Origin of the sequence: Serratia symbiotica (Periphyllus acericola) (genome assembly GCF_964019515.1) — a bacterium.
In the GTDB taxonomy this organism is placed as follows: Bacteria; Pseudomonadota; Gammaproteobacteria; order Enterobacterales; family Enterobacteriaceae; genus Serratia; species Serratia symbiotica_D.
This window is the reverse complement of record NZ_OZ026452.1, coordinates 1,372,833-1,398,685: the sequence shown is the minus strand read 5'-3', so window position 1 is coordinate 1,398,685 and position 25,853 is coordinate 1,372,833. Positions and strand designations below refer to the sequence as shown.

Annotated in this window: 14 protein-coding genes and 13 pseudogenes; 19 read left to right on the top strand and 8 right to left on the bottom strand. The window is 52.3% G+C overall.

Features of this window, described 5'->3' with window-relative positions; all coding sequences use genetic code 11:
* The first annotated feature begins 171 nt into the window (after positions 1-171).
* The 7 genes and pseudogenes from ppiB to AACL06_RS07570 all read left to right on the top strand — a co-directional run bounded on the left by ppiB (position 172) and on the right by AACL06_RS07570 (position 4,602).
* The gene (ppiB, locus tag AACL06_RS07600) at positions 172-666 is read left to right on the top strand and encodes a peptidylprolyl isomerase B (RefSeq protein ID WP_339036652.1); all 495 of its coding nucleotides are present in this window, start codon (positions 172-174) and stop codon (positions 664-666) included.
* 10 nt (positions 667-676) lie between these two features.
* Positions 677-1,399 carry a UDP-2,3-diacylglucosamine diphosphatase gene (locus AACL06_RS07595; RefSeq protein ID WP_339036651.1) on the top strand — a complete coding sequence of 241 codons (723 nt, stop codon included), beginning with the start codon at positions 677-679 and terminating at the stop codon, positions 1,397-1,399.
* Positions 1,400-1,550: 151 nt separating this feature from the next.
* Positions 1,551-2,075, top strand: coding sequence for a 5-(carboxyamino)imidazole ribonucleotide mutase (gene purE / locus AACL06_RS07590; protein WP_339038346.1), 525 nt, complete (start codon positions 1,551-1,553; stop codon positions 2,073-2,075).
* Positions 2,072-3,139 carry a 5-(carboxyamino)imidazole ribonucleotide synthase gene (gene purK, locus AACL06_RS07585; RefSeq protein ID WP_339036649.1) on the top strand — a complete coding sequence of 356 codons (1,068 nt, stop codon included), beginning with the start codon at positions 2,072-2,074 and terminating at the stop codon, positions 3,137-3,139. Before purE ends, purK begins: the two co-directional genes overlap by 4 nt.
* Positions 3,140-3,170: 31 nt before the next feature.
* A pseudogene (locus AACL06_RS07580) lies at positions 3,171-3,972 on the top strand (SDR family oxidoreductase).
* Positions 3,929-4,138, top strand: a pseudogene (locus AACL06_RS07575) (SPFH domain-containing protein); the annotation flags it as partial. The pseudogenes AACL06_RS07580 and AACL06_RS07575, both read left to right, overlap by 44 nt.
* A gap of 2 nt (positions 4,139-4,140) precedes the next feature.
* Entirely contained in the window at positions 4,141-4,602 is a 462-nt protein-coding gene (locus AACL06_RS07570) for an NfeD family protein (RefSeq protein ID WP_339036647.1), read from the top strand.
* Here AACL06_RS07570 and cueR read toward each other — a convergent pair.
* Positions 4,599-5,003, bottom strand: a complete 405-nt coding sequence (gene cueR / locus AACL06_RS07565; RefSeq protein ID WP_339036645.1) for a Cu(I)-responsive transcriptional regulator — start codon at positions 5,001-5,003, stop codon at positions 4,599-4,601. The genes AACL06_RS07570 and cueR overlap by 4 nt on opposite strands.
* A 106-nt stretch (positions 5,004-5,109) precedes the next feature.
* On the opposite strand from cueR, the pseudogene AACL06_RS07560 reads away from it, so the two are divergent.
* Positions 5,110-5,283: pseudogene (locus AACL06_RS07560) on the top strand (cation transporter); the annotation flags it as partial.
* A 55-nt stretch (positions 5,284-5,338) separates the two neighbouring features.
* On the opposite strand, the pseudogene AACL06_RS07555 reads toward AACL06_RS07560, so the two are convergent.
* Together AACL06_RS07555 and AACL06_RS07550 are read right to left on the bottom strand one after the other, a co-directional pair.
* A pseudogene (locus AACL06_RS07555) lies at positions 5,339-6,262 on the bottom strand (IS5 family transposase).
* A gap of 68 nt (positions 6,263-6,330) precedes the next feature.
* A pseudogene (locus AACL06_RS07550) lies at positions 6,331-6,889 on the bottom strand (winged helix-turn-helix domain-containing protein); the annotation flags it as partial.
* 294 nt (positions 6,890-7,183) lie between these two features.
* On the opposite strand from AACL06_RS07550, the gene actS reads away from it, so the two are divergent.
* Complete coding sequence (gene actS, locus AACL06_RS07545; protein ID WP_339036643.1) at positions 7,184-7,894, top strand: amidase activator ActS; 711 nt, start codon at positions 7,184-7,186, stop codon at positions 7,892-7,894.
* A 160-nt stretch (positions 7,895-8,054) separates the two neighbouring features.
* Here the strand turns inward: actS and AACL06_RS07540 are convergent.
* A pseudogene (locus tag AACL06_RS07540) lies at positions 8,055-8,937 on the bottom strand (MBL fold metallo-hydrolase).
* Between the two features lie 370 nt (positions 8,938-9,307).
* Positions 9,308-10,238: pseudogene (locus AACL06_RS07535) on the bottom strand (LysR family transcriptional regulator).
* Positions 10,239-10,410: 172 nt separating this feature from the next.
* On the opposite strand from AACL06_RS07535, the pseudogene lysA reads away from it, so the two are divergent.
* Positions 10,411-11,558, top strand: a pseudogene (lysA, locus tag AACL06_RS07530) (diaminopimelate decarboxylase); the annotation flags it as partial.
* Between the two features lie 263 nt (positions 11,559-11,821).
* Positions 11,822-12,263: pseudogene (locus AACL06_RS07525) on the top strand (lysophospholipid transporter LplT); the annotation flags it as partial.
* 24 nt (positions 12,264-12,287) lie between these two features.
* On the opposite strand, the pseudogene AACL06_RS07520 reads toward AACL06_RS07525, so the two are convergent.
* The 3 genes and pseudogenes from AACL06_RS07520 to mutH all read right to left on the bottom strand — a co-directional run bounded on the left by AACL06_RS07520 (position 12,288) and on the right by mutH (position 14,751).
* Positions 12,288-13,102 (bottom strand): annotated as a pseudogene (locus AACL06_RS07520) (aldo/keto reductase).
* Between the two features lie 152 nt (positions 13,103-13,254).
* A complete protein-coding gene (locus AACL06_RS07515; protein ID WP_339036641.1) occupies positions 13,255-13,971 on the bottom strand; it encodes a TerC family protein in 717 nt (238 codons plus the stop codon).
* A 93-nt stretch (positions 13,972-14,064) separates the two neighbouring features.
* Entirely contained in the window at positions 14,065-14,751 is a 687-nt protein-coding gene (gene mutH / locus AACL06_RS07510; RefSeq protein WP_339036639.1) for a DNA mismatch repair endonuclease MutH, read from the bottom strand.
* Positions 14,752-15,461: 710 nt separating this feature from the next.
* Between mutH and rppH the strand changes: the two genes are divergently transcribed.
* From rppH to recC, 8 genes and pseudogenes are all read left to right on the top strand, one after another.
* Positions 15,462-15,983, top strand: a complete 522-nt coding sequence (rppH, locus tag AACL06_RS07505; protein ID WP_339036637.1) for an RNA pyrophosphohydrolase — start codon at positions 15,462-15,464, stop codon at positions 15,981-15,983.
* Between the two features lie 12 nt (positions 15,984-15,995).
* Positions 15,996-18,240: pseudogene (gene ptsP, locus AACL06_RS07500) on the top strand (phosphoenolpyruvate--protein phosphotransferase).
* Between the two features lie 530 nt (positions 18,241-18,770).
* Positions 18,771-19,649, top strand: a complete 879-nt coding sequence (gene lgt / locus AACL06_RS07490; RefSeq protein ID WP_339036636.1) for a prolipoprotein diacylglyceryl transferase — start codon at positions 18,771-18,773, stop codon at positions 19,647-19,649.
* Between the two features lie 7 nt (positions 19,650-19,656).
* Positions 19,657-20,451 (top strand): thymidylate synthase, encoded by a 795-nt coding sequence (thyA, locus tag AACL06_RS07485; RefSeq protein ID WP_339036634.1) that lies wholly within the window; start codon positions 19,657-19,659, stop codon positions 20,449-20,451.
* A gap of 174 nt (positions 20,452-20,625) precedes the next feature.
* A pseudogene (locus AACL06_RS07480) lies at positions 20,626-21,033 on the top strand (prepilin peptidase-dependent protein); the annotation flags it as partial.
* Between the two features lie 321 nt (positions 21,034-21,354).
* The gene (locus AACL06_RS07470) at positions 21,355-21,627 is read left to right on the top strand and encodes a DUF2509 family protein (RefSeq protein ID WP_425336940.1); all 273 of its coding nucleotides are present in this window, start codon (positions 21,355-21,357) and stop codon (positions 21,625-21,627) included.
* A 121-nt stretch (positions 21,628-21,748) separates the two neighbouring features.
* A pseudogene (locus AACL06_RS07465) lies at positions 21,749-22,052 on the top strand (type IV pilus modification PilV family protein).
* A gap of 32 nt (positions 22,053-22,084) precedes the next feature.
* Positions 22,085-25,462: an exodeoxyribonuclease V subunit gamma gene (recC, locus tag AACL06_RS07460; RefSeq protein ID WP_339036632.1), complete on the top strand. Its 3,378-nt coding sequence runs from the start codon at positions 22,085-22,087 to the stop codon at positions 25,460-25,462.
* Positions 25,463-25,853: the final 391 nt, after the last annotated feature.

The window sequence follows — 25,853 nt, the reverse complement described above, 5'->3', positions numbered from 1 at the left end:
CAGAAAACGATAAAAATAAGCCATAGACAGCGATGTTATAACAAATTTATTTTTCCACGGGCAGGACGCCATTTAGCGGCTGCTGACTCAATCTGGGAGATATGTTATAAGGTCAGTCTGAATGTTCACTCGCTCTGTGACGTCTCACTTCATTTTTTTAGGACTACATCTATGGTTACTTTCCACACTAATTACGGCGACATTTTTATCAAAACTTTTGCTGACAAAGCGCCGGTTACCGTTGAAAATTTCTTGAACTACTGCCTCGCAGGTTTTTACGACAATACTATCTTCCATCGTGTTATCAATGGTTTCATGATTCAGGGTGGCGGGTTTGAGCCTGGCATGAACCAGAAATCCACCCAAGCAGCCATCAAGAACGAAGCCAACAACGCGCTGAAAAACACCATCGGCACCTTGGCTATGGCACGCACCAACTATCCACACTCCGCTACCGCGCAGTTCTTTATCAACGTGGCAGACAACGACTTCCTGAACTTTCATGGTGAAAACACCCAGGATTGGGGTTACTGCGTATTCGGTGAAGTGGTTGCAGGTATGGATGTGCTTGACAAGATCAAAGGCGTGAAAACCGGCAATAGTGGCATGCACCAGGACGTACCGTTAGAAGATGTGGTGATCAAAAGCGTTACCGTCAACGAATAACGGCTACTGTATGAGTACGCTGTTCATCGCAGATCTGCACTTGTGTCCACAAGAACCAGAAATTACTGCCGGTTTTCTGGGTTTTTTACAGCGCGATGCAATCCACGCCAATGCACTGTATATCCTCGGCGATCTGTTTGAAGCCTGGACCGGTTATGATGATCTCGAACCATTGCACAATGAGATCGCCGCAGCGCTAAAGGCGCTGCAACAAGCTGGCGTACCCTGTTATTTCATCCATGGTAACCGCGATTTTCTGCTGGGCGAGCATTTCGCCTGCGCCAGCGGCATGCAGCTACTGCCGGAAGAGACAGTGCTGGAACTGTATGGTCGCCACATTCTGATCCTGCACGGCGATACACTATGTACCGATGATCAAACCTACCAACAATTCCGCCACAAGGTGCGCAATCCGCTGATCCAAAAACTGTTCCTGGCCCTGCCATTGCGTTGGCGGCTGAAAATCGCCACTAAAATGCGCGCTCGTAGCCAACAGGCCAACCAATGTAAGCCGGAAGCTATCATGGACGTCAACCCACAAGCGGTTAAACAGGCGATGCTGCATCACGGCGTACACTGGATGATCCACGGCCACACCCATCGCCCGGCAATGCATCGGCTGGATCTGAACAATAGCCAGGCCCACCGTGTGGTGCTGGGTGCCTGGCACGTCGAAGGCTCAATGATCAAAGTCAGCGCCGACGCCGTCGAACTGATCCCATTCCCATTCTAAATTCCATAGTAACCGCGCAAGTAAAACTCCGCGCTGTTGTCGGCGAAAACCAGTGACGCAACCGTTCTCCTTACTGTGCACCCATGGTATGCTCTATTTCCTCATTATTCTGCCCCTGCGGCCGCGCTTGTACCATCACAGGAGCCTTCCCATGGGAGCCAACGCTGCTTCAGCTAGTCACGCTGGAGTGAAAATTGCAATTGTAATGGGATCGAAAAGTGACTGGGCCACCATGCAATTTTCAGCCGAAGTGCTGACCATGCTTGATGTCCGGTTCCACACTGAAGTCGTTTCCGCTCATCGCACACCAGACAAATTGTTCAGCTTCGCCGAACAAGCCTGCGCCAAAGGGTTTGAGGTGATTATCGCTGGCGCAGGGGGTGCTGCGCACTTGCCGGGCATGTTGGCGGCGAAAACCCTGGTTCCAGTTCTGGGTGTTCCAGTGCAAAGCGCCGCGTTAAGCGGCATTGACAGCCTGTATTCTATCGTGCAAATGCCGCGCGGTATTCCAGTCGGTACTCTGGCGATCGGCAAAGCCGGTGCCGCCAATGCTGGATTGCTGGCAGCGCAGATCCTGTCCCTGCACGATGCGCCGTTGGCACAGCGTTTGGCAGACTGGCGTCGCGCGCAGACCGAAGACGTGCTAAACAACCCAGACCCCCGGGAGGAAGCATGAAGCCGGTTTGCGTACTGGGCAACGGCCAACTGGGGCGCATGCTGCGCCAGGCCGGAGAACCACTGGGCATTAGCGTTTATCCCATCGGCATCGATGCCACACCAGAAGCCGTACCCTATCAGAACAGCGTTATCACCGCCGAAATCGAGCGCTGGTCGGAAACCGCACTCACACGCGAGTTGGCGATCCACAACAGTTTCGTTAACCGCGACATCTTCCCACGCCTGGCCGATCGTCTGGCGCAAAAACAGCTAATTGACCAACTTGGCTTACCCACCGTACCTTGGCAGTTGCTGGCAAACGCCGCCGAGTGGCCACAGGTGTTTTCAACCCTGGGTGAACTGGCGATCGTCAAGAGCCGCGTCGGCGGTTACGATGGCCGTAGTCAGTGGCATCTGCGCCCAGGCCAACAGCATGCTTTGCCAACTGATGTCTATGGCGAATGTATCGTTGAACAGGGTATCAACTTCTGCGGTGAAGTATCGCTGGTCGGCGCGCGTGGCCACGATGGCCAGTCGGTGTTCTACCCACTCACCCACAATTTGCATGAAGACGGCATTCTGCGCACAAGCGTAGCGCTGCCGCAGCCCAACCCGGCGCAGCAGCAACAAGCCGAGCAAATGCTGGTGGCAATCATGAACGCGCTAAACTATGTTGGTGTGATGGCGATGGAGTGCTTTATCGTCGGCAAGCAGTTGCTGATTAACGAGTTAGCACCCCGTGTGCACAACAGCGGCCACTGGACGCAAAACGGGGCTTCCATCAGCCAGTTTGAGTTGCATCTGCGCGCCATTCTTAGCCTGCCACTGCCAAAGCCGGTGGTGAATACCCCGGCGGTGATGGTCAACCTGATCGGCACCGCAGTAAATCATCAGTGGCTGGCACTGCCGCTGGTGCATCTGCACTGGTACAAGAAAGAAGTGAGTGCTGGCCGCAAGGTCGGCCATCTGAATCTAAATGATCCAGACGCATTAGCGCTACGGCAAGCGTTGCAGAAGCTGGCATCGCTATTGCCAACTGAATACCAGAGCAGCCTGGCTTGGGTACAGCAAAAACTGGCTTGAGGTATATGCCACATCAATGGGGGGTAACCTTATGTCCAAAGCGGTATTAATAACCGGCTGTTCCAGCGGGATTGGACTGATTGCCGCGCAGGATCTGCACAACCGGGGCTACCGGGTGTTGGCCGCCTGCCGCAAACTGCAGGACGTGGAAAACATGCACCAGCTTGGGTTGGCAGGCATTGAGTTGGATCTGGACGACAGTGCCAGCGTCGAACGTGCCGCAGCACAAGTAGATCACCCTGACCGGCGGCAAGCTGTACGCCCTGTTCAATAACGGCGGTTTCGGGATGTATGGCACACTGAGCAGCATTTCGCGCCGTCAAATGGAGCAGCAGTTCGCCACCAACCTGTTCGGTACCCACCAGTTGACCCAGTTGCTGCTGCCAGCGATGCTGCCACACGGCGAATGACGCATTATCCAGACCAGTTCGGTGATGGGGCTGGTATCTGGCTACGCCTCCAGCAAGTTTGCGCTGGAAGCCTGGTCCAATGCGCTACGCATAGAATTGAATAGCAGCGGCATTCAGGTGAGTTTGATTGAGCCAGGGCCGATATCCACCCATTTTACCCAGAATACCAATCAGGCACAGAGCGACCAGCCAGTGCACAACTCCCGCATCGTCAAACGCCTGAGGCGTCTCCCACAGGTCATTCTGCCTAAGCTGCATCACGCGCTGGAAAGCCCCAGAGCCAAACTGCGTTATCCGGTAACCCTGCTAGCACACACGCTAAGCGTGCTGCGCCGCATCCTGCCGAGCCGCTGCATGGACTGGCTACTACGCAACATCAGCACGCGCCACCCAGTTAGTTTCCGATGCCATCGCCAGCGGTAATATTCAGGCAGTGAACTACTTTGTGGCGCAGAAATACACCGATGCACTGCAAAAGATCGGTTCGTCCAACAACAGCAAGGTAGTGATGATGACGCTGGACGCCAGTAGCCTGCTCGGCTCTATTGGCGGTATCGCCGAACTTTTGAAAGAAAGCAAAGGCAAATAACCATGGTCACACTGATTGCAGCAAACCCACAGGGTTTCTGGCTTTTCCTTGGTGGGGTACTGCTGGCTGCGGAAATGCTCGGAGCCAGCGGCTATCTGTTGTGGAGCGGGGTAGCAGCATTGAGCGTCGGCGTACTGGTTTGGCTGCTGCCGCAGTTGCCGTGGGAATGGCAGGGGGCGATATTCGCTGTGCTGACTGTTGCCGTCGCCTCTCTTTGGTGGTACTGGCTGCGTCAGCGTACAGCGGGGGCATCCAACGATGCACAGATGCTTAACCAGCGGAACCGCCAGTTGATCGGCACCCCTGCCACACTCACCGAGGCGATGCACAGCGGTATAGGACGTATCAACATCGGCGACAGCAGTTGGCGCGCCCAGGCCAATGACGATCTAACGGTAGGCACTAACCTGGAGGTGATCGTAGTAGAAGGCGTCACGTTGGTGATCCGCGCAATTAGCCGTTAGCTCAAATAGCAACACACCGCCAACTTATTGATGATGGGGCACTCTGCACCATCATCATCACCAGGGCATTGTTCCACCAGCGCCAGCAAACGTTGGCACATTTCGTTCAATTCACCGATATTCCTTCCAATCTCCGCCACCTTCTGTAGGGTACGCACTTTCAAATCGGCACTGTGGCGAGCCGGATCATTAAACAGTGCTACCAGTTCGTGGCACTCATTCAGATTAAAACCCACCTGCCGCGCCTGGCGCAGCAACGTCAGCTCATCGATATGCTGCGCAGAATAACAGCGGTAGCCATTGTCGGTAAGCATCGTTGCGATTATCAGCCCTTTCTCTTCGCAAAAGCGGATCGCCTTGCTGCTTAAGCCCATTTTTTTCGTTACGTCGCTAATATTCATTTCACTCCTTGACCTTCTCCTTGATGGAAGGTTTAAACTCCAGTCTTGGTGAAAACAGGTTAAGCAGTCAACCTTTATATACCGCCCTTGAGCGAGGAGCCGAATCATGTCACAAACTACCCTGTTAGCGTTGCATGGAATGTCGTGCATGCATTGCACGCAATGGGTGAAGCACGCCCTGGAAAGCTGCCGCGATGTCGAACAGGCAGAAGTGAGCATGCATTACGCCAAGGTGACCGGCGATGCACCGAGCAGTGCGCTGATAGCCGCCGTAGCTCAGGGGCTTTGTTGAATAAATCGGATTTGGAATAAAGAGTCCCCTGAATGGGCAGCTTTCAGGCAAGGCGTGCACTTTCTGGCATACCGGCGAGCGTCATCTTGTTTAGTGAACAGATCATGGCCAGCGCCTCTGCAACTTGCCCATCATAATCTCGCAGCGACAGGTGACCACCAAATAGCTGTTTTACTCTGTACTTCGCTGTTGCCGCTATCGAACGTCGGTGGTAGCCTGTGATACTTTTTCACCGTGTGTTGTCTCCGGTAAGGCGCTGGTTCGCCACCGCTTGATTTCGCTCTGCATAGTCTGCCGACCAATAACGGGCTCCGCTGCTGGGCTGTATTAACGCCCTGAGCCTCTTGCGCCTTAACTCATCATCACACACTCGCGTATCCTAAGCCCGATCCGCCGAGGCGACTTTGATTTTACGGTACCTCTGACGGATGAGACCTGGGAAGGCTTCCATATCGGTGACATTGCTCAAAGAAAGGTCAGCACAGATGACCTCATGTATTTCTGTATCTACGGCCAAATGCAGTTTTCGCCAGATCCACCGTTTTTCCTGACTGTATTTTTTTGCCATCCACTCGCCTTCACCCAACACGTTGAGCCCGCTAGAGTCGATAACGAGGTGCGCAATTTCACCCGGCGTTGGGGTTTTAAACGGGACATGGCCGGACTTTGCCCGCTTACTGATGCAGGTGTCGTCCGGGCAGTTCAACGGCACTTTGATCAGTGTGATAATGGAATCGACGAAGCCCTGGAGGGCGCGAAGTGTCAGGCCGAAAATCCGTTTCAGCATCAATACGCTGGTGATTGCCATATCGGAATAATGTGGTGGGCGACCACGCAGAGAAGTTTTTGCCTCGCAGTACCAGGCGTGAAGTACCGTTTCATCCCCCCAGCAAGTGAGTAAACCCCGAGTGATAAGGGCGTTGTTGTAAGCCTTCCAGTTGGTGATGTTGAACTTTTGCTGGGCCACGGAATGTCGCTATGTTGACAGAAGGAGAGTGATCTGATCCTCGTGCCGGCAAAATGTTCGATTTATTCAACAACGCCGGTTCCTACATGAAGGACACCCGCGAGGTAATGCTTTTCATTCTGTCCCGGTATCGCGATGCGTTTTTTTTGACCCTTTTTCTGCCAGTCGGCACCTATTTTAGGGTTCATATCGATGTCTACCTCATCTTCGTAAAAGACGGGATGTTGCAGCCGCTCTACGCCACACAATACCGGCTCTCGGTAACCAGCGTCGAAGTGAGCCAGGATGTAACGTCTAGTTAAATAATTTATTAATTTCAATCGTTAACATCTCAGTATTCCACCGAGAGCGCAGATAGCCAAAGTCCTGTGGAGAATTCTGAACGAGCAAATCAAGCATCTTCAACATCGTCTCCGTGGGCCATTTTCAGGTGCGTCCAGGTGAAAGGCTTGCCAATCCTTCATAGCCGCCCAATGTGAACAAATTGACCCATCGTTTGACAGAGGAACGGGCGGCACATAATGTTTTACCTAGGTCAGTCAGCGTGTACCCACGGTGTAACATCAACATGGCGATAAGGCTTCTGGCATAATTTTTAGCTGGTGTTTTCTGGATAATTTTTTGCATCTGACGTCGTTCATGTCAGGGGATGGGTGCTATGATCGGCATAACTCAGTCCGGTTGTGAGGTTTTGTAATGTTTGGCGATTGATCAGATCGCTCAAACCGGATTGAGTTCCTTCAGTGATCTACTATTTGGCGCAGGTATTTAGTTAGCATAGACTCTCTGAAGTTTTTTGATGGGCTCCGCTCAAATGTTACTATTGTCCACCTACTGGCGCGGGTCAAGCCCCTGAATAGAGATAACTGAGGACAGAATTTGAGCACAGGAAGCAAACTTGCGTGGTGGCACCGTGCTGTGATGTGTTTGGCATTGGGCCTACTGTTGACCGGGTGTTCCGGTAAGAGCCGTTTCAGCCGCGATTACGACAAATTGCCGAAGGGCAGCTACAGCGGAAAATCCTATACCGTTAAACGGGGCGATACGCTGTATTACATCGCTTGGATCACTGACAACGAAGTCAGTGATCTGGCCAGAATCAACAAAATACCTGCGCCCTACAATCTTGATGTGGGGCAAAAGTTGCGCCTGAGCAGCGGTGTGACAAGCAAAACGTCAACAAATCGCCGCAAAAATAGCACTTCCGGTACGCTGCTGGCTAAATTGCCGCCGAAGGGTGCCTTTCGTTGCTGGCGTTGGCCAACCAATGGCAAAGTGGTGCAGAACTACTCCAGTGCAGATGGCGGTAACAAGGGCATTGATATTGCTGGAGTACGTGGTCAGCCGATCTACACCGCCGCCAAGGGTAAGGTGGTGTATGTCGGTAATCAACTGCGTGGCTATGGCAACCTGATCATGATTAAGCACGGCGAGGATTTTATCACCGCCTATGCCCATAACGACACCACAATGGTACGCAATGGTCAGGATGTGAAGGCAGGACAGAAGATTGGCACTATGGGTAGCAGCGGGACTCATTCGGTGTTCTTGCATTTCCAAATCCGCTATCGTGCTACCGCACTCGATCCGCAGAGTTATCTGCTACCGCGCGGCTCCCCGCCATCCTATTAAATGCCGTGCAGCCAGATTGTGGTCAACAGCTATGAGCCACTGCGCGGCCACTGACAGCCATGGCTGGATCAAGTTGAAGTTAAATGGTCTGAACCCAGTGAGTACAGCACTCAGGCCATGAGTGCCTAATTTCCGCTGTCTAATTTTTTTAGTCACCACATTATTGTGGCCACTTTATTTCGCATTTCAATACTTTCGCGCTTATTTCCAGGCTCGGTTTATCCTTCAGTTTTGGATAGCGTTTTTCCATTGCCGTGGTCAATGCGGCGGCATCCTTCGTCCTCGGCAGCTCAGCCTCCAGCCTGGTGAGGTATTTTTGCGTGAAGTTAACCGATTTCAACGTCAGGGCTGTACCAGGCAGGAAGTGACCCGGTATAACGACATGGGGGTTCAATGTCTTGATGTCCCGTAGCTAGTGCCGCCAGTACTCGCTGGAAATTACCGTCTGGTTATCGGCAACCCATGGATGAATGTTGTCACCCGCGACGCCACACCGCCCACAACCGCTTTCAGTGCTAGGACCCACACGAAGGTGCGATCAGGTGTTGGGCCAAACAGACCTTTCACTTCCACTGTCTGGCTGTCAATGATAAAGCTGTCGCCATCCAACGCTTCTGGTATCACAAGTAATTTTGGCGCGTTGTCTTTAAGGATTGGCCCCCAGTAGGCCAGTTTGCCGTCTTTAGTGGCGTTGATGTCTTTAATGGTTCTCGGAGAAGCGATGATTTTCGCGTCCGGGAAAGCGGCTTTAATCACCTCCAAACCGAAGTAGAAATCCGGGTCGGAATGGCTGATGTAAACCGCAGTCAGTTTTTTTCCGGTGGCTTTGATCTTTTTCACCAGTTCTTCGGCATCATCGCGCTGGAACTGGGCGTCAATCAACGCCACCTCGTGTTTGCCGCTAATAATTTCGGAAGAAACTGGGAATATGCTTTTTCGCCAGGGTTAAACACCTCCATACTTAGGGTATGGGCCTCTACATCGTAAGCGTTCAGGGCTGTAAATCCGGTGAAGAGCAGGGTCAGTAATAGTTTCTTAAACATATCTAAAGTTCCTTATGAATATCAGTTAATGCTTAATGATTTTAGAATGTTAGACTGCATATAGTGATAAAAAAACCGGATAATGAGCAATTATTCATTGCATGAATCGAACGAATCATGGTTCGCATTACCGCCGCTAAGGTTTTTATCACCATCGTGGTCGGGGCAGCCTAATTGCTGTTGCAAAGACGCTGGAGATGTTACGTGCGATGATCACCCAATAACTTGTATAGATGGAACAATAGGTGCGCGTTTATTGCATCGCACTACTTCGTAAGCTCAGCTCACAGATGCAGGGGAACACATGTTGGAACGTTGCCGCCAAATGCTGGTACTGGCGGAAGATATCGTAGTCGCTCCAAACGCCCGGTCAGCGGCTGATAAATGCCGTCAGACGGGCGGGCAGCCTCTCTGACTGTTGGTGTAAATGTTCAATAAACGCCGTGACTAGGGTTGATGAGGGGCGATGCCGTAGACGGATGAGGCTGACGGTAAAGGGTACATCGATGCTGAATGGTCGCAGGTGCACGCCGCTGCTGGCGTGGTCGAGCGCCGTCAACGGATTGATAATCGATAGCCCAACCCCAGATTTTACCATCGTGAAGACCGATGCTGCGTTATGGGTTTCCATTATCAGGCGGCGATCGACCCCTTGCTCATTAAACAACGTATCGAGTAACTGACGGTAACTGTCGGCGCTTGACAGACTGATATAGTTCTGGTCGGCAAAATCCTGTGGTGTCAGCATGTCTCTTCTCTGGCTAACAGTGGATGCCCGGCAGGCAGTACGCACACCTCGTTCAATGTCATTAACGTCATCCGCTCGGTGCCTGCTGGGTTCAGCCTATTTTCCGTTAACCCCAGATCATAACTCTGAGCCAACAGCCACTCTTCCAGCAGTGGCGACTCTTGCGGAATAATGCTGAAGCTGACTTATGGATAACGCTCAACAAAGGGTTTGCACACGGCTGGCAGCAGCGATTAGCAGAATACCGGCAGGAAGGTTATCGAGAGTTGTGCTTGTTGAAACTGCCGGATGCTGGCGGGGCGGCATTGACGATGCGATCGAGACCGTAATAGGAGCGCTGCACCTCTTCAAACAGCTGCAGCCCTTTCATTGTGTGAGACAATTGACCGCTGACCCGAGCTAATAGCTGTAGCTGCATCCGCTTTTAAAAGTGTGCCAGCTCGCGGCTGACGGTAGGCTGCGAGGTGTGCAGCAGCATTGCTGCCTCGGTCAGGTTGCCGGTGGTCATCACCGATAGGAAAATTTCAATTTGGCGTAGGGTTATCGCGTGCATAGGGCCATTGGGCAATGGAGAAAGCCATATCATAAATGAATAGACTTCAGCTAAATAGATATTTTCCGGCTGATAAAAAGTGCGGCATTATAGCCGCCTAGCCACCACCTATGCTTTGGGAACACAACCATGCTTTGCCTGTTAAATGACAACAGTGCAGCCCTGAACGCCGCGTTTTAGTTGCCCGTTTTGGGCCTATGATGCGGATATCATCCGCTAACGCATCGCTCAGTTGCATCATTTTGACGTGATTCGCTTTGCTCAGAAACCATGTTCGAACATCCATATTTTGCGCATGATGCGTAAATAGGGCGTGAAGGTTGACTTAGTATTGCTAGGGGAAATTGAACGTGCGTTGCCGGCTGGTTTTCAACCAGGTGGTGCATAGTGTGAGATGGTGTTTACTGCCGATGTGCTGGATCAGGCTACTTTGGCGCGTATCAGTGAGTTGAACATCCCGGTAAACGCTGGCTCCAGCGATATGCTGGATAAGCTTGGTCAGGTTTCCGCTGGGCATCCGGTGTGGTTGCGTATCAACCCAGGCTTTGGTCACGGACACAGCCAGAAAACTAATACCGGCGGTGAAAACAGTAAGCACGGGATCTGGTATGCTGATTTGCCGCAAGCGGTGGCAAAAATCCAAAACTATGGCATCAAATTGATAGGTGTGCATATGCACATCGGTTCAGGCGTTGATTATTAGCATCTGGAGCGTATCTGTGATGCGATGGTGTAATAAGTGATCGCACTCGGTCAGGATATCAGTGTCATTTCTGCTGGAGGGGGATTGTCGATCCCTTACCAGTATGGAAAAGAAGCGATTGATACTGAACACTATTTTGGCTTGTGTAACAACGCCAGCGAGCGTATTGCTGCCCATTTTGGCCATCCGGTACATCTGGAAATTGAGCCGGGGCGTTTTCTGCTGGCTGAGGCCGGGGTGATCGTGGCTGAGGTGCGCGCGGTGAAGGACATGGGTAGCTGACACTTTGTGCTGGTGGACGCCGGGTTTAACGATTTGATGCGCCTGGCGATGTATGGCAGTCACTGCTGCCAGCAGACGGCCGGGAGTTGGCACAGCAACCACTGCGCGAAACGGTGATCGCTGGCCCGCTGTGCGAATCCGGCGATGTATTTACCCAGCAGGCAGGGGGTGGCGTGGAAACCCGCTCACTGCCGCCGGTCAAAGTGGGCGATTATCTGGTGTTTCATGAAACCGGGGCATATGGCGCATCGATGTCCTCCAACTACAACAGCCGGCTGCTGCTGCCGGAGGTGCTGTTCGAGAACGGGGTGCCGTGCCTGATCCGCCGTCGCTAGACCATCGAAGAATTGATCGCGCTGGAACAGATCTGACCGCTGCAACGATAGAGGGAATGATCAGACTTGGCAATGTGCTACACCGTTGGTTACACTGTGTGGCTTAACGTTGATATTTCCTGCTGGAAGGTTCTCACCGTGATGCGATAAAATTGTGCATACCAAAGGTTATTTTTGTTTATTTTCAATGTCTTGTATGTTGAACCAAAATTCATTACACCAGCCTGCGTCGATGTGTAGGTTCTTTTTGCCTCCTGGAATTTGGTATCGCCGATAACGCCCGCCATCGTTGCTGAATGTCGTGGTGGCAGTGGTATTGTGGCCGCGGCCGTGCGGTTGTCACGCTAGAGACCGTCTGGCATTGCATGCCAGACGGCATGTTGGCGGGTGACGAAGTGGTGATTTTTTACACTGCAAACCTCAGTACTTAACGCCCATGTGCTGCTGACGATCATTGGCACGCTGGGCAGTTTCTTCGTGGTGCCACTTAACGCGCTGTTACAGGAATGCAGCAAACGTTTGGTCGGTGCTGGTAATGCCATTGCGGTAAAGAATTTGGGCAAAAAAGCTGCCATGCTGCTGGGGCTGGAGCTGTACTCGCTGGTGGTGAAGTGGAACGTGCCATTTGTGGGTTTGAGCGGTTTTGGCGTGGTGTACGCGCGGTTTATCACTGCGCTTGGGCTATCGCAACGCCATGCACAGTAATGAAATAAAGTACATCCCGTATCGTTAAGGTGCTGGAATAGTGAAACGGGTGTGAATTTCCTCAAGCGCTTGCAGCACGTCCTTACCCAACACGACATTTTAACTGTCGATGTTGGTTTTCAACTGTTCCAGGGTGCTGGCGACGAATGGCTGCTTGCGTACAAATGCTAATGCCATCTGCGAAGGGTCTAGCCCGTGCTTTTTAGCCAACGTCACATACTCGCCAATCGCTACGCGGAATAGCGGATGAAACGGCTAAACAGCGTATTGCGCGCACCAACTGGTTGGGCACCGTTGAGGTATTTGCCACTCAGAGTACCGAACTTACCCGCGCGTACCTGCTTAGTCAGTGCTTCCAAGGTTTCCAACAGTGTGACCGCTGCTTTCTTATTGCTGTACTGATAATTGAGTTTGCCAAAGCAGTTAGTAGAGTGCTGTGGCCAGTGAAGCTGGTACAAGTCGAGATAATCGGTGTTCAACCGCTGCAAGCTGGCGTCCAGCGCGGCGCGGATATTTTTGTGATCCAGCGCTTGCTGCGGACGGATGCTGCTGTCGTTGCCGCGCACTGGCCCGGAGACTTTACTGGCCAGCACAATTTTCTCACGGTTACCGCGTGCCTTGATCCAACGGCCAATATAGTGCTCAGTCAGCCCCTGGGTTTCTGGACTGGGTGGCACCGGATACATCTCGGCGGTATCTATCAGGTTGATGCCTGCGGCTAGTGCATAGTCCAACTGTGCATGGGCATCGGCTTGCGTGTTTTGTTCGCCAAAGGTCATGTTGACTAGTCCTAACACACTCACTTCCAACGAACTATGGGGAATACGGTCGTATTGCATTAACAGTCTTTTTTTTCTTGTTAGCGTTTATGGTTTATTCAGTAAGGTGAAACAGGAGCCATGTATCAGGTGACGACGAAAGATCCACTATAATCAAGGCCGAGATAGTGGGAAAAGCGGTTCCAGTGCGGCGTGGCTCCTGTAAGGGGATATCATTTAGAAACGCCTCCCTTTTTACTGCGCATTAAGTTGAGTGTCTCAACCGCCATCGAGAAGAACATGGCGAAGTAAATATAACCTTTTGGTACATGCACCTGGAAGCTTTCCAGCATTAGGGTAAAACCTACTAGGATCAAAAACGCTAGCGCCAACACTTTCACCGATGGATGGTGGCTAACAAACTCGCCGATTGGCCCGGCGGCATACATCATCACGCCAACGGCGGACACCACCGCTGCCATCATGATAAACAAGTGATCGGATAGCCCTACTGCGGTGATCACCGAGTCCAGACTAAAAATGATGTCCAGTAGCATGATTTGCATGATCGCGCCGAAGAAGCTGTGCACCTGAGTATGCTGCTCTTCTCGCGGATCCTCGATGGTTTCGTAGATTTCTTTGCTAGCTTTCCAAATCAGGAACAGCCCGCCCAACAGCAAGATCAGATCGCGGGCGGAAACGCTATGAGCCATGATGCTGAACAGCGGATGCGTCAGGCGGATCACCCAAGTTATGGAGCCAAGCAACGCCAAACGCATCAGCATGGCAGCAGCCAGGCCCAGACGGCGTGCTTTGTTCTGCTGGGTTTTCGGCAGTTTGGCCACCACCAGGGAAAGGAAAATAATGTTATCAATACCCAATATAACTTCAAGAATGGTCAACGTACCTAAGGCTAACCAAGCATTGAGATCTACAATCCATTCGAACATCGCCCTACATACCTTAATAAATACAAGAGGGTAATTATACGCGTTTATTCTAGTACCGACAGGGCTTGCTCAACGCGTGCTAAACAAAAAAATTTAAATTAAGAAATCTCTTGCTAACAGTGCACCGGTGAAATTCTTTTTGAGATAGAAGCCGCGTGGCAACGTCAAAATTGGCTGCCCCTGTTCACCTATTGCCTCAGTTAACGCCTTGCTGTTGGCCGCCTTGGGGCGTAGCTGAAGTACTGTGCCGTGACGGGCGGTGATGCGTTCCACATGACCGAGAACGATCAGATCCATCAGTTCTTCCCAATCGCGGCGCAGCATCTCTTCCTCTGCGGCGTTTGGACTCCACAGCAGCGGCGAGCCGATGCGCCGATGTGTCAGCGGGATTTGCCGCTCGCCTTCCACCGGTATCCACAGCATCCTAGCCAGCTTATGGCGAATATGGCTACTGGCCCAGGTGACACCGCTATTGCCAGTAAGTGGTGCCACGCAGACGAAGGTGGTTTCTAACGGTTTGCCAGAGGCGTCGATCGGAATGGTTTTCAGCTCGATGCCCAATTCAGGAAAATCTTGTTTAGGCTTGCTGCCAGCCATGGCACCGAGGAACCGCTCTAGCAGTATACCAACCCAGCCTTTATCGCGCTTTAGGTCTTTAGGGATAGGCACTTGCGTGCGTATCGCCAGTTCACCCAGGCTGAACCCAGCCAATGCCTGGGCGCGCTCGAACAGTTGTTGTTCATTTTCTGGTGGAAGAAGTAATGGAGATAAAAACGCCATAAATCAAGCCTGTTGGGTTTGTTTGAAAAACATACTTTATCTACATCTACCTACCGCCAGTAGCGGTTAGTTCAGTTTAGGGAAAATAGCGATAGTAGCATGATCTTACATGACTTTTTACCTTACCCTTAGCAATTAAAGTCATTCCGCGCGCTGCTTGTGCAACTGAAGCCACCGACAATAAACAGGATCTTACTCTTCTTTATCCACAGATTTACGGGATAACTCGAACTTTTGTCGATCACTGGTTCGATTTACAGCCTTGACGCCGACAATATTTTACGAATTTGTTCGATTTGTGGCTAACTTCCCCGGATAATCTGTGGATAAAAATAACGCTGGTGGATCTTTCGCCAAAGCAGGTTATTAACCCTGTAAAGATCACATTCCTGACCTATTCATAGCCGCCATGATCGATTTATCTTTTTGTATTATAAATATTAATATTAAATTAATTTTGATGGTACTTTTATGCCTTTAAGAGTTTTACCGACTTTTTCCTTGAGTTTTTCACATACCTATCCACAGAAAAAGTGAATAAATTAGCCGAAAATACGCAGGCGTGTTTATAACTTCGCCATTATCTGTGAATTACATCCCTGTTATTAGGTATATTGTGCTGCAAATGCAGTGGTTTACCACATGTAGCTTGTGTGAAACAATCAGGGCATCTATTTAGTATGCAAATTTAAGCTTATCGAGGTAGTCCGGTGATCGATGATGATGGCTACCGCCCGAATGTTGGTATCGTAATCTGTAATCGTCAGGGGCAGGTTCTATGGGCCCGCCGTTACGGTCAGCACTCCTGGCAGTTTCCCCAAGGTGGGATTAACCGTGGGGAAACTGCGGAACAGGCGATGTACCGTGAACTGTTCGAAGAAGTGGGTCTGAGCAAAAAGGATGTACGTATCCTGGCTTCAACCCGCAACTGGTTGCGCTATAAATTGCCAAAACGTTTGGTGCGTTGGGACACAAAGCCGGTATGTATCGGCCAAAAGCAGAAATGGTTTTTGTTGCAGTTGATGTGCAACGACGCTGATATCAATATGCAACGTAGCAGCATGCCGGAGTTCGATGGTTGGCGCTGGGTGAGCTTTTGGTATCCAGTGCGACAGGTGGTTTCGTTCAAACGGGATGTTTACCGCTGGGTGATGAAAGAATTCGCCGCGACAGTGTTGCCGGTACTGGCAACACAACGGCAGATTCCCGCTTACCGCCGAAAGAGAGGTTAAGTTAAGCAGACTATGCTTACGCGCTTGCGAGAAATTGTTGAGAAGGTAGCCTCAGCTGCCAACCTGACGGTTGTGCTGGATATCTTGGTCAATGAAACCTGCCTTGCGATGGATACGGAAGTCTGCTCTATTTATCTGGCAGACAATAACCGCCGCTGCCATTACCTGATGGTGATACGTGTCTTACAAAAACCGCGTGGGCACACCATATCATTTCATTGGCTTTTAATGAAGGCGTAGTAGGTTTGGTCGGGAGCCGGGTAGAGCCAATCAACTTGGCTGATGTGCAGAATTACCCTAGTTTTAAATATGTTCCCCAAGTGAAGGAGAAGCGTTTCCGATCTTTCCTTGGCGTACCGATCATCCATCGTCGCCAACTGTTGGGCGTGCTGGTGGTGCAGCAGCGTGAGCTACGCCAGTTCGATGAAAGCGATGAATCTTTTATGGTGACCCTGGCCACACAGATGGCTGGGGTCTTATCACACTCGCAGCTCAACGCCATTTTTGGTCAATATCGGCAGACGCGCATCTGCGCGCTGGCAGCGTCGCCTGGTGTGGCGGTAGGGTGGAAAGGCAGCGGCCAACCTTCGCTCGAATAGGTATACCGTGCCTCTACGTTGGATACCGTCAGCGAGCGTGAGCGCCTAAATCGGGCACTGGAAGAAGCAGGCCCGAAGTTTCGCCGATTCAAGCAAACGCTTGCCGCCAGCTCGCAAAAAGAGAGTGCGGCGATCTTTGACCTATACTCCCACCTGTTAAACGATGCACGCCTCAAGCGTGAACTGTTTGCCGAAATTGACTGTGGTTCGGTCGCTGAGTGTGCGGTAAAGCTGGTGCTGGTGATAGAGGCGTTTGCCGAACAGTTAGCCAGCCTACATGATACCTATATTCGCCAGCGAGCGGCGCGCGCTGGGTCAACGTTTGCTGTTCCACCTCGATGATATCACCCCAGCGGCCACCCAATGGCCCGCGCGTTTTGTACTGGTGGCGGATGAACTGACCGCAACCATGCTGGCTGAAGTACCGCAGGATCGTTTGGTGGGTGTCGTGGTACGCGATGGCGCAGCCAACTCCCATGCGGTGATTTTGGTGCGGGCGATGGAGGTGCCAACTGTGATGGGTGCCGATATCCAGCCAGCGTTGCTCAGCCAACGGCTGCTGATTGTCGATGGTTATCGCGGCGAACTGCTGGTCGATCCCGAACCGTTGCTGGTACAAGAATACCTAAGACTGATCAGCGAAGAGTTGGAACTTAGCAAACTGGCGGAAGACGACGTCGAGCAGCCCGCTAAACTGAGAAGCGGCGAACGTGTCCTAGTAATGTTGAACGCCGGTCTCAGCCCGGAACATGAACAACTGCTGTGTGGGCGGTTAGATTGTGTTGGCCTGTACCGCACTGAAATCCCCTTCATGCTGCAAAGCGGTTTCCCCTCGGAAGAAGCACAACTGGGGCAATATCAGGGCATGTTGCAACTCTATCCGACCAAGTCGGTTACCCTGCGCACGCTGGATATCGGTGCTGACAAACAGTTGCCGTACATGCCGATCAGCGAAGAGAATCATTGCCTGGGCTGGCGTGGCACACGTATTACTCTAGACCAACCGGAAATTTTTTTGATTCAGGTGCGAGCCATACTGCGCGAGAATGTGAGCACTGGTAAACTCAGCATTTTACTGCCAATGATCACCAGTATTGAGGAGATCGACGAAGCCAAACGCCTGATCGATCGTGCCGTGCGTGAAGTAGAATAAGTATTGGGCTATGAGATCCCGAAACCGAAGATTGGCGTGATGTTAGAAGTACCGTCGATGATTTTCCTGATCCCTTCTTTGGGCACACGTCTAAACTTTATCTCGATCGGCACCAATGATTTGACCCAATATTTACTGGCGGTTGACCGCAGCAATACGCGGGTGGCGTCGTTATATGACAGCCTGCACCTCGCCATGCTGCATGTGCTGAAACTGATCGCCGAACAGGGCAAAGCAGCCGGGTTACAGGTTTGCCTGTGCGGCGAACTGGCAGGCGATCCCATGGGTGCGCTGCTACTGGTAGGCATGGGTTACCGCAATCTCATCATGAATGGCCGTAGCGTGGCACGCATTAAATACCTGCTGCGGCACTATTGCGTTATCGGATGCCGAAGCGCTGGCGCAGCGGGTATTGAGCGCAGAAATGACGAGCGAAGTGCGCCACTTGGCGGCGGCATTTATGGAGCGTAGCGGCATGGGGGGGTTGATCCGTGGTGGCAGATAAGCCCAATAGCGGACTGATTTTTTACAGATTTTCTCCCATCCGCTGCCTTAAACACCGTTAAGCCTATGTTATGATACATAATCTCCGCGGGCAGAGCATGCCTATCGTCTTTCAAGTTGTAGCATTATTGGCGACATGCGCTTATCCTATTAGGCTATTTTATTTGCCATTTTGCATCTGGGCAGCGCTCACCATCCTTGCGTACGCTATGTATGCTGCGGTTGTTGCGCGCTGTCGGTGTCCAAACTGGCTACAAATTGAAATCCATTGGGTAACCTTCGTCGCATTTGGCACCTGTCGCCCCCTGATGGGGAAGAATAACAGACATATTATGGTTATAGATGAGCAATAACTATCTGGTATTTCCTAAATTTGACCCGATCATTTTCTCTATCGGCCCGGCTTCCCTACATTGGTACGGTCTGACGTACTTGGTCGGCTTCGTTTTGAAATCCATTGGGTAACCTTCGTCGCATTTGGCACCTGTCGCCCCCTGATGGGGAAGAATAACAGACATATTATGGTTATAGATGAGCAATAACTATCTGGTATTTCCTAAATTTGACCCGATCATTTTCTCTATCGGCCCGGCTTCCCTACATTGGTACGGTCTGACGTACTTGGTCGGCTTCGTTTTTGCCATGTGGTTGGCGGTGCGACGCGCCAGCAAGCCGGACAGCGGCTGGATTAAAGATGAGGTGGAAAACTTGCTGTATGCCGGTTTTCTGGGCGTTTTTGTCGGTGGCCGCGTAGGCTACGTTGTATTCTACAACCTACCGTTGTTCTTGGATAACCCTTTATACCTGTTCAAAGTTTGGGATGGTGGCATGTCTTTCCATGGTGGGTTGATGGGGGTGATCCTGGTTATGGCCTGGTTTGCCCATTGCACTCAGCTTACCTTCTTTCAACTATCTGATTTTATTGCTCCGCTGATCCCATTTGGCCTGGGGTCTGGGCGTCTCGGCAACTTTATCAACGGCGAATTGTGGGGGCGTGTGACTACCGACACCCCTTGGGCGATGTTGTTCCCAGGCTCGCGCAGCGAAGACATAGCAATTGCTACCGCTACCGCTGATGCTAAATTATTGCCGTTATTGAATCAGTATGGTGTGCTGCCGCGTCACCCATCGCAATTATATGAACTGCTGCTCGAAGGCGTGGTGTTGTTTATCATACTGAACCTGTTTATCCGCAAGCCGCGTCCTATGGGGGCCGTATCCGGCCTGTTCCTACTCAGCTATGGCACCTTCCGCATTATCGTTGAAACTTTCCGCCAGCCTGATGCTCAGATTGGCCTGTTTAACGGCATGATCAGCATGGGGCAAATCCTTTCTATCCCCATGGTGGTGGCCGGTATTATGATGATGGTTTGGGCATACCGTCATCGCCCACAGCAACAATTGCCATGAGGAACCAATGAAACAGTATCTATATTTAATGAACAAGGTGCTCGCTGAGGGTACTTCCAAAGCCGACCGTACCGGCACTGGCACGCTATCGATTTTTGGCCACCATATGCGTTTCAATTTACAGGAAGGTTTCCCGCTGGTGACCACTAAGAAATGTCACCTACGTTCCATTATTCATGAGTTATTGTGGTTCCTGAATGGTGACACCAACGTCGCCTACCTGCGTGAAAACAACGTCACTATCTGGGATGAGTGGGCCGATGAAAACGGCGATCTTGGCCCGGTTTATGGTAAACAGTGGCGCGCTTGGGGGGCGACGGATGGCAGCCAGATCGACCAATTGAGCAATGTGCTCCAACAGTTGAAACAGGAACCGGACTCACGGCGTATCATCGTATCCGCTTGGAATGTCGGCGAATTGGGTCAAATGGCGTTGGCACCGTGCCATGCGTTCTTCCAGTTCTACGTAGCCGGGGGCAAATTGTCCTGCCAGCTATATCAGCGCTCGTGTGATGTATTCCTCGGTCTACCGTTCAACATCGCCAGCTATGCGCTATTGGTGCATATGATGGCGCAGCAGTGCGATCTAGAGGTGGGCTATTTTGTCTGGACCGGTGGCGATGCCCACCTGTACAGAAACCATATGGAACAGATGCAGCTACAGTTGACCCGGGAGCCACGCCCGCTACCAAAGCTAGTGATCAAGCGCAAACCGGCTTCCTTGTTTGATTATTTCTTCGAAGACCTTACCATTGAAGGCTATGATCCGCATCCGGCAATCAAGGCACCGGTAGCGATCTGACGCCTGTCGCATGTACTTAGGGGCACCGTAGCGCCCTTATTTTTGACCTGAATTTGCGTGTCGCAGCGCATTTTATTGTTATCGTCTGTAGGTAGCGGAAAAACAATGCACGGCACGCCTAAATGCCAGCTTGTGCTCCTTTATCGCTTTCCTCAGGCCATTACACTGGTCATCATGAACGAGAACTCAGATCTAAACATCGACAATTGCCAACTCGGCATGATGCTGATTGAGCTACTGGTGGTGATGCTGATCGCCGGAATACTCACCGGTTGGGGGGTTAGCCACTGCCACCTATATCAGCAGGCTCTGCGGCTTGAGCATACCGCCCAGCAGCTGCTGGCATTTCTCATCCGCCTACAGGCGGATGCCAACTGTCGCAATCGCACCGCGCCGTTTTGGTTCAAAACAGGTGATCCCTGGTGCATCGGCATCGGTGTGCCGCCGCCCGACTGCGCTTCGGCAGAAAGCGATCGGTATCTTCCTTATTACCGCGACGTAATGTTGAGCGCCTACACCGACAAAGAGATCGGCTTTTACGGGGTGCGCAACAACGCACGGGCTGGGCATATTGTCCTTAGCAGATGACGGGTATCTCGGCTACCGGCTGCGGCAGGGTAGCCTAGAGGCGCAGCGCGGCGTCAGCCATTGCAATGGAACCGGTTGGGAAAGGCTGTTGGATCATCACGAGGTGCGCATAGAATTGTTCAACGTGGTTGTCAGCAAAGGGAATAGCGTCAAAACTTTGGCCCGATTGACGTTAGCGGGGTGCTCGATGGCTGATAGCAGCATCAGACGCCGCCTAAGCTGGGCAATCGATATGGCCGCATTGCCCTGAAGGCGCCTTCACAGCAGGGTGGTAGCACGCTGGCTGCGGTGATGCTGCTGCTTGTAATAGGATTGATGTTGCTGAATGCCCAGCACCGCCAGTTGGATCATGCCCTATTGCTGGCGGGTTACCAGCAACGGTATCTGTTGGCTTATAATCAGGCCGCTTCTGCACTAAGTTGGGGAATCGCGCAACGTTGGCCGCACGATCAGTTGACTATCACCGGCTGGTTGTACCGACAAGCCTCCGGGTTAACCGCATGCGTCAGGTTGTCCGCCAAGAGGGGGCTCCTGATGGTGCGTGGTGCGGGGGAGATACGTGGAAGCGATCCGCTGTGGCTTTATTAACTGAGCAAGCTCGAAAGCGTAGATCGTGACGTAGGGTTGATTGCCGAATCGGGTGGCTAGTTGGACTTTTGCCCGGATCAGAAGTCAACCGTCTGTACGGAATAGCCCTCAGGAGAACAGCGTGACTCAACGTGGCTTCAGCCTACCCGAAGTGTTAGTCGCTTCATTGTGCACTGTTGTTCGCAGTGTCGCTGCGGGGATTGTTACAGTATAATCAAGTATTGCTACAGTCGTTCAAACGTCAATGGCAATATCGTCAGGCATGGTCGCTGGCGCACCGGCAATTAGAGGTTTTTGCTGTCACCGGGCGGCGCAAGCTACAGTTCTACCGTGCAGATGCCTCTTGCCAGCGGCTGGTGGTGAAGATACAGACGCCACAGCAGCAGTGGGCAGAACTAAGCCGTTGGTATCGCACCCGCCGGTAATATTGCGCGGATTTGTTTTAAAGGGAACTACCATGTTCACGGTTTATCATTCCAATCAACTGGATTTATTAAAAACGCTGACCAGCGCGTTGATAGCCAGAGAGCCGTTGGCCGATCCTTTTCAACAGGAAGTGGTACTGGTGCAAAGCCCCGGTATGGCGCAATGGTTGCAGATGCAATTAGCGGATCAGTTCGGCATCGCCGCCAATATCGCCTTTCCCCTGCCGGCGACTTTCATCTGGGAGATGTTTACCCAAGTGTTGCCGGATATTCCGAAAGAGAGCGCCTTCAGTAAGGATGCCATGACTTGGAAGCTGATGTGGCTGTTGCCAGAACTGCTGACTTTGTCGGCGTTTGCGCCGCTGCAACACTATCTCACCGACGATGGCGATAAACGTAAAATTCATCAGTTGGCTGGCCGGGTGGCCGACCTGTTTGACCAATACTTGGTGTATCGCCCGAAGTGGCTTGAGAGCTGGCAGCGAGGCGAACGCATCGACGGCCTGGCGGAGGCTCAGCAATGGCAGGCTCCGCTGTGGGCACGGTTGGTTGAGTACACGCGCGAATTAGGGCAACCGGAATGGCATCGCGCCAACCTGTACAGCCGCTTTATTAGTATTCTGGATAATGCTGAACATTGCCCGCCTGACTTGCCGCAGCGAGTGTTCATATGCGGTATTTCGGCGCTGCCGCCAGCATATCTGGACGCCTTGCAGGCGCTGGGTCGTCACATAGACATTCACCTTATGTTCACCAATCCCTGCCGCTACTATTGGGGTGATATTCAGGACTATGCGTTTTTGGCTCGGTTGCAAAGCCGCAAACGCCGTCATTACCACCAGACACGGGAACAAAACTTGTTTCGTGAGCCGAACCAGGCGGCACACTTGTTTAACAGCGAAGGGCAACAACAGCTTGGTAATCCTCTGTTAGCTTCCTGGGGAAAGTTGGGACGTGACTATCTGTACCTATTATCGCAATTGGAAGGAGCACAGGAGGTCGATGCCTTTGTGTATATCCCCGCTGATAATATGCTGCACGCCATTCAGCGAGACATGCTGGAAATGGAAGATCACGCGGTGATCGGCATCACGCAAGAAACACTGGAGAACAGCGTTACCAAGCGCCGGCTGGAGCCTGAAGACCGTTCCCTCAGCCTGCACCTCTGTCACAGCCCGCAGCGTGAAGTGGAAGTGCTGCATGACCAATTGCTGACCATGCTGGCAGAAGATCCAGAACTGATGCCGCGCGATATTATTGTGATGGTAGCGGACATAGACAGCTATACGCCCTACATTCAGGCCGTGTTCGGCAATGCTTCCGCTGAGTGTTACCTACCGTTTGCCATTTCTGATCGTAAAGCGCGGCAAGCGCATCCGGCGCTACAAGCGTTTATTTCATTGCTCGAACTACCACAAAGCCGGTTTACCGCTGAACAGGTGCTGGCCTTGCTCGAAGTGCCTGCATTGGCGGCGCGTTTTGCCATCGGTGAAGAAGGGCTACGCCTGTTGCGTTATTGGGTCGGTGAATCCGGCGTGCGCTGGGGATTGGACGATGACAATGTACGCGAGCTAGATCTGCCAGCCACTGGCCAGCATACCTGGCGCTTCGGTATTACGCGAATGCTGCTCGGCTATGCGATGGACAGCAACGCTGGCGATTGGCAGCGCATTCTGCCGTATGATGAATCGAGCGGGTTGGCTGCAGGGTTGGCCGGACAACTGGCGGATCTGTTGAACAGTCTCGGCCGCTGGCGACAGTGGCTGAGCGAAATGCGGTCGCTGGAAGAATGGCTGCCGTTGTGCCGCCAACTCCTAGATACCTTCTTTGTGCAGGATGGTGAAACCGAAGTGGTGCTGGCACTGATAGAACAGCAGTGGCAGCAAGTTATCAGTTTTGGCTTGGCGGCGCGTTACCCGGATGCGGTACCGTTGAGCATTCTGCGAGATGATCTGGTGGTGCATCTCGATCAGGCGCGCATTAGCCAGCGCTTTTTGGCCGGGCAAATCAATTTCTGCACGCTGATGCCGATGCGTTCCATTCCGTTCAAGGTCGTTTGCCTGCTGGGTATGAATGACGGGGTTTACCCACGCGCCCTGCCACTGCTTGGGTTTGACCTGATGGCGCAGAAACCTAAGTGTGGTGACCGCAGTCGACGCGACGATGACCGTTATTTGTTCCTTGAGGCGATTCTGTCGGCGGAGCAGCGGCTATATATCAGCTTTATCGGTCGTTCTATCCAGGATAACCGAGAGCGTTATCCTTCAGTGCTGGTCACCGAGTTGCTGGAATATCTGGAGCAAAGCTATTGCTTGTCCGGCGATGAGAATTTAGACGCTGACGGCAGCGCCCAGCGGGTTGGTGAGTACTTGCTGAAGTGGCATGCGCGCATGCCGTTCGCCGTCGAAAATTTCCTGCCTGGTTCCGAGCAACAAAGCTACGCCGCTGAATGGTTGCCCGCCGCCGATGGGCGCGGCACGGCACCCCCGCCCTTCAATCAGCCGCTGCTTCCCGCAGGCGAACAGCAAATTTTACTGGATGATCTGCGGCGGTTTTACTGTCACCCGATCCGCGCCTTCTTCCATTTGCGCCTCGGAGTCAGCTTTACTCTGGAAGAGACCGAACTGCCGAACGAAGAACCCTTTACACTGGATAACCTCAGCCGCTATGAGTTAAACAGCCAGCTACTGAATACCCTGATAGAAGGTGATAGCCCAAGCTGTCTGTTCCAGCGAGTATGCGCTGCTGGTGAGTTACCCTTCGGCGCTTTTGGCGAAATCTATTGGCAAAAGCAGCAGGAAGCGATGATCGAATTGGCCGAAAAAGTGCGAGCCGAGCGCGGCGTAGATCACAGCCTCGAGCTAGATATTGAGGTTGACGGCGTGCGTATCAGCGGCTGGCTGCATCAGGTGCAAGGTGATGGCTTGCTGCGCTGGCGGCCTGCTACCCTGTCGGCAGTGGATGGCATTCTGTTGTGGCTGGAACACCTGGTGTACTGCTGCGCTGGTGGTACAGGAAGAAGCCGCCTCTATGGACGCAAAAATACCGCTTGGTGCTTCGCGGCGCTCACGCAGGAGGATGCACGCAAACATCTAGCGGAGCTGATGGCAGGGTATCAGCGTGGTCTGTGCCAACCGCTGTTGCTGCTGAACAAAAGCGGCTGGGCGTGGCTGAACCAATGTTATCAGCCGGAAACACAGCGGATTGACTGGCAGCAAGAGACGCAAACCAAAGCACAGGCCAAATTGTTGCAGGCTTGGCAGGGCGATCAGCGCATCGCAGGTGAAGGAGAAGATCCTTATGTGCAGCGAGTGTTCCGTCAGTCGAATTTGGATAATGACGACTTAGCTCAGATTTTGGCCGAAACAGAACGCTACTTGCTACCGGTAGCACAGCATAGCACCGGTTGACCTTGTGGCTTTACCCTGGGTAATTCTCCCCCGGTAGTGCTAGGTTGTGTCCGGCCATTGAACGTGGCGGCGTCACAGACCCAAAATCGCGTCATAAAGTCGGAGGGGGCAGGGGCTATGTTCAAGCCAGACAACGCAAAGTACTGGCTTTTTGGCGCGACCCGAAGGGTTGAGGCCATTTGAGTGCCCATAGGTGATGAGCTTCTTATTTGTTCCACCAACCGCCTTACTGAGCGTTCAAATACCCCTACCGGTGCTCACAGGTAATTTCGGGACACAGCCTGGGTGCCGGGGATGCGGTAAAAATAATTGAGGTGATATTCAACCATTGGGCTACTCTAGTCTTACATAACGTACAGGCTTATATTCCCATAGTTTTTCAAGTTGCATC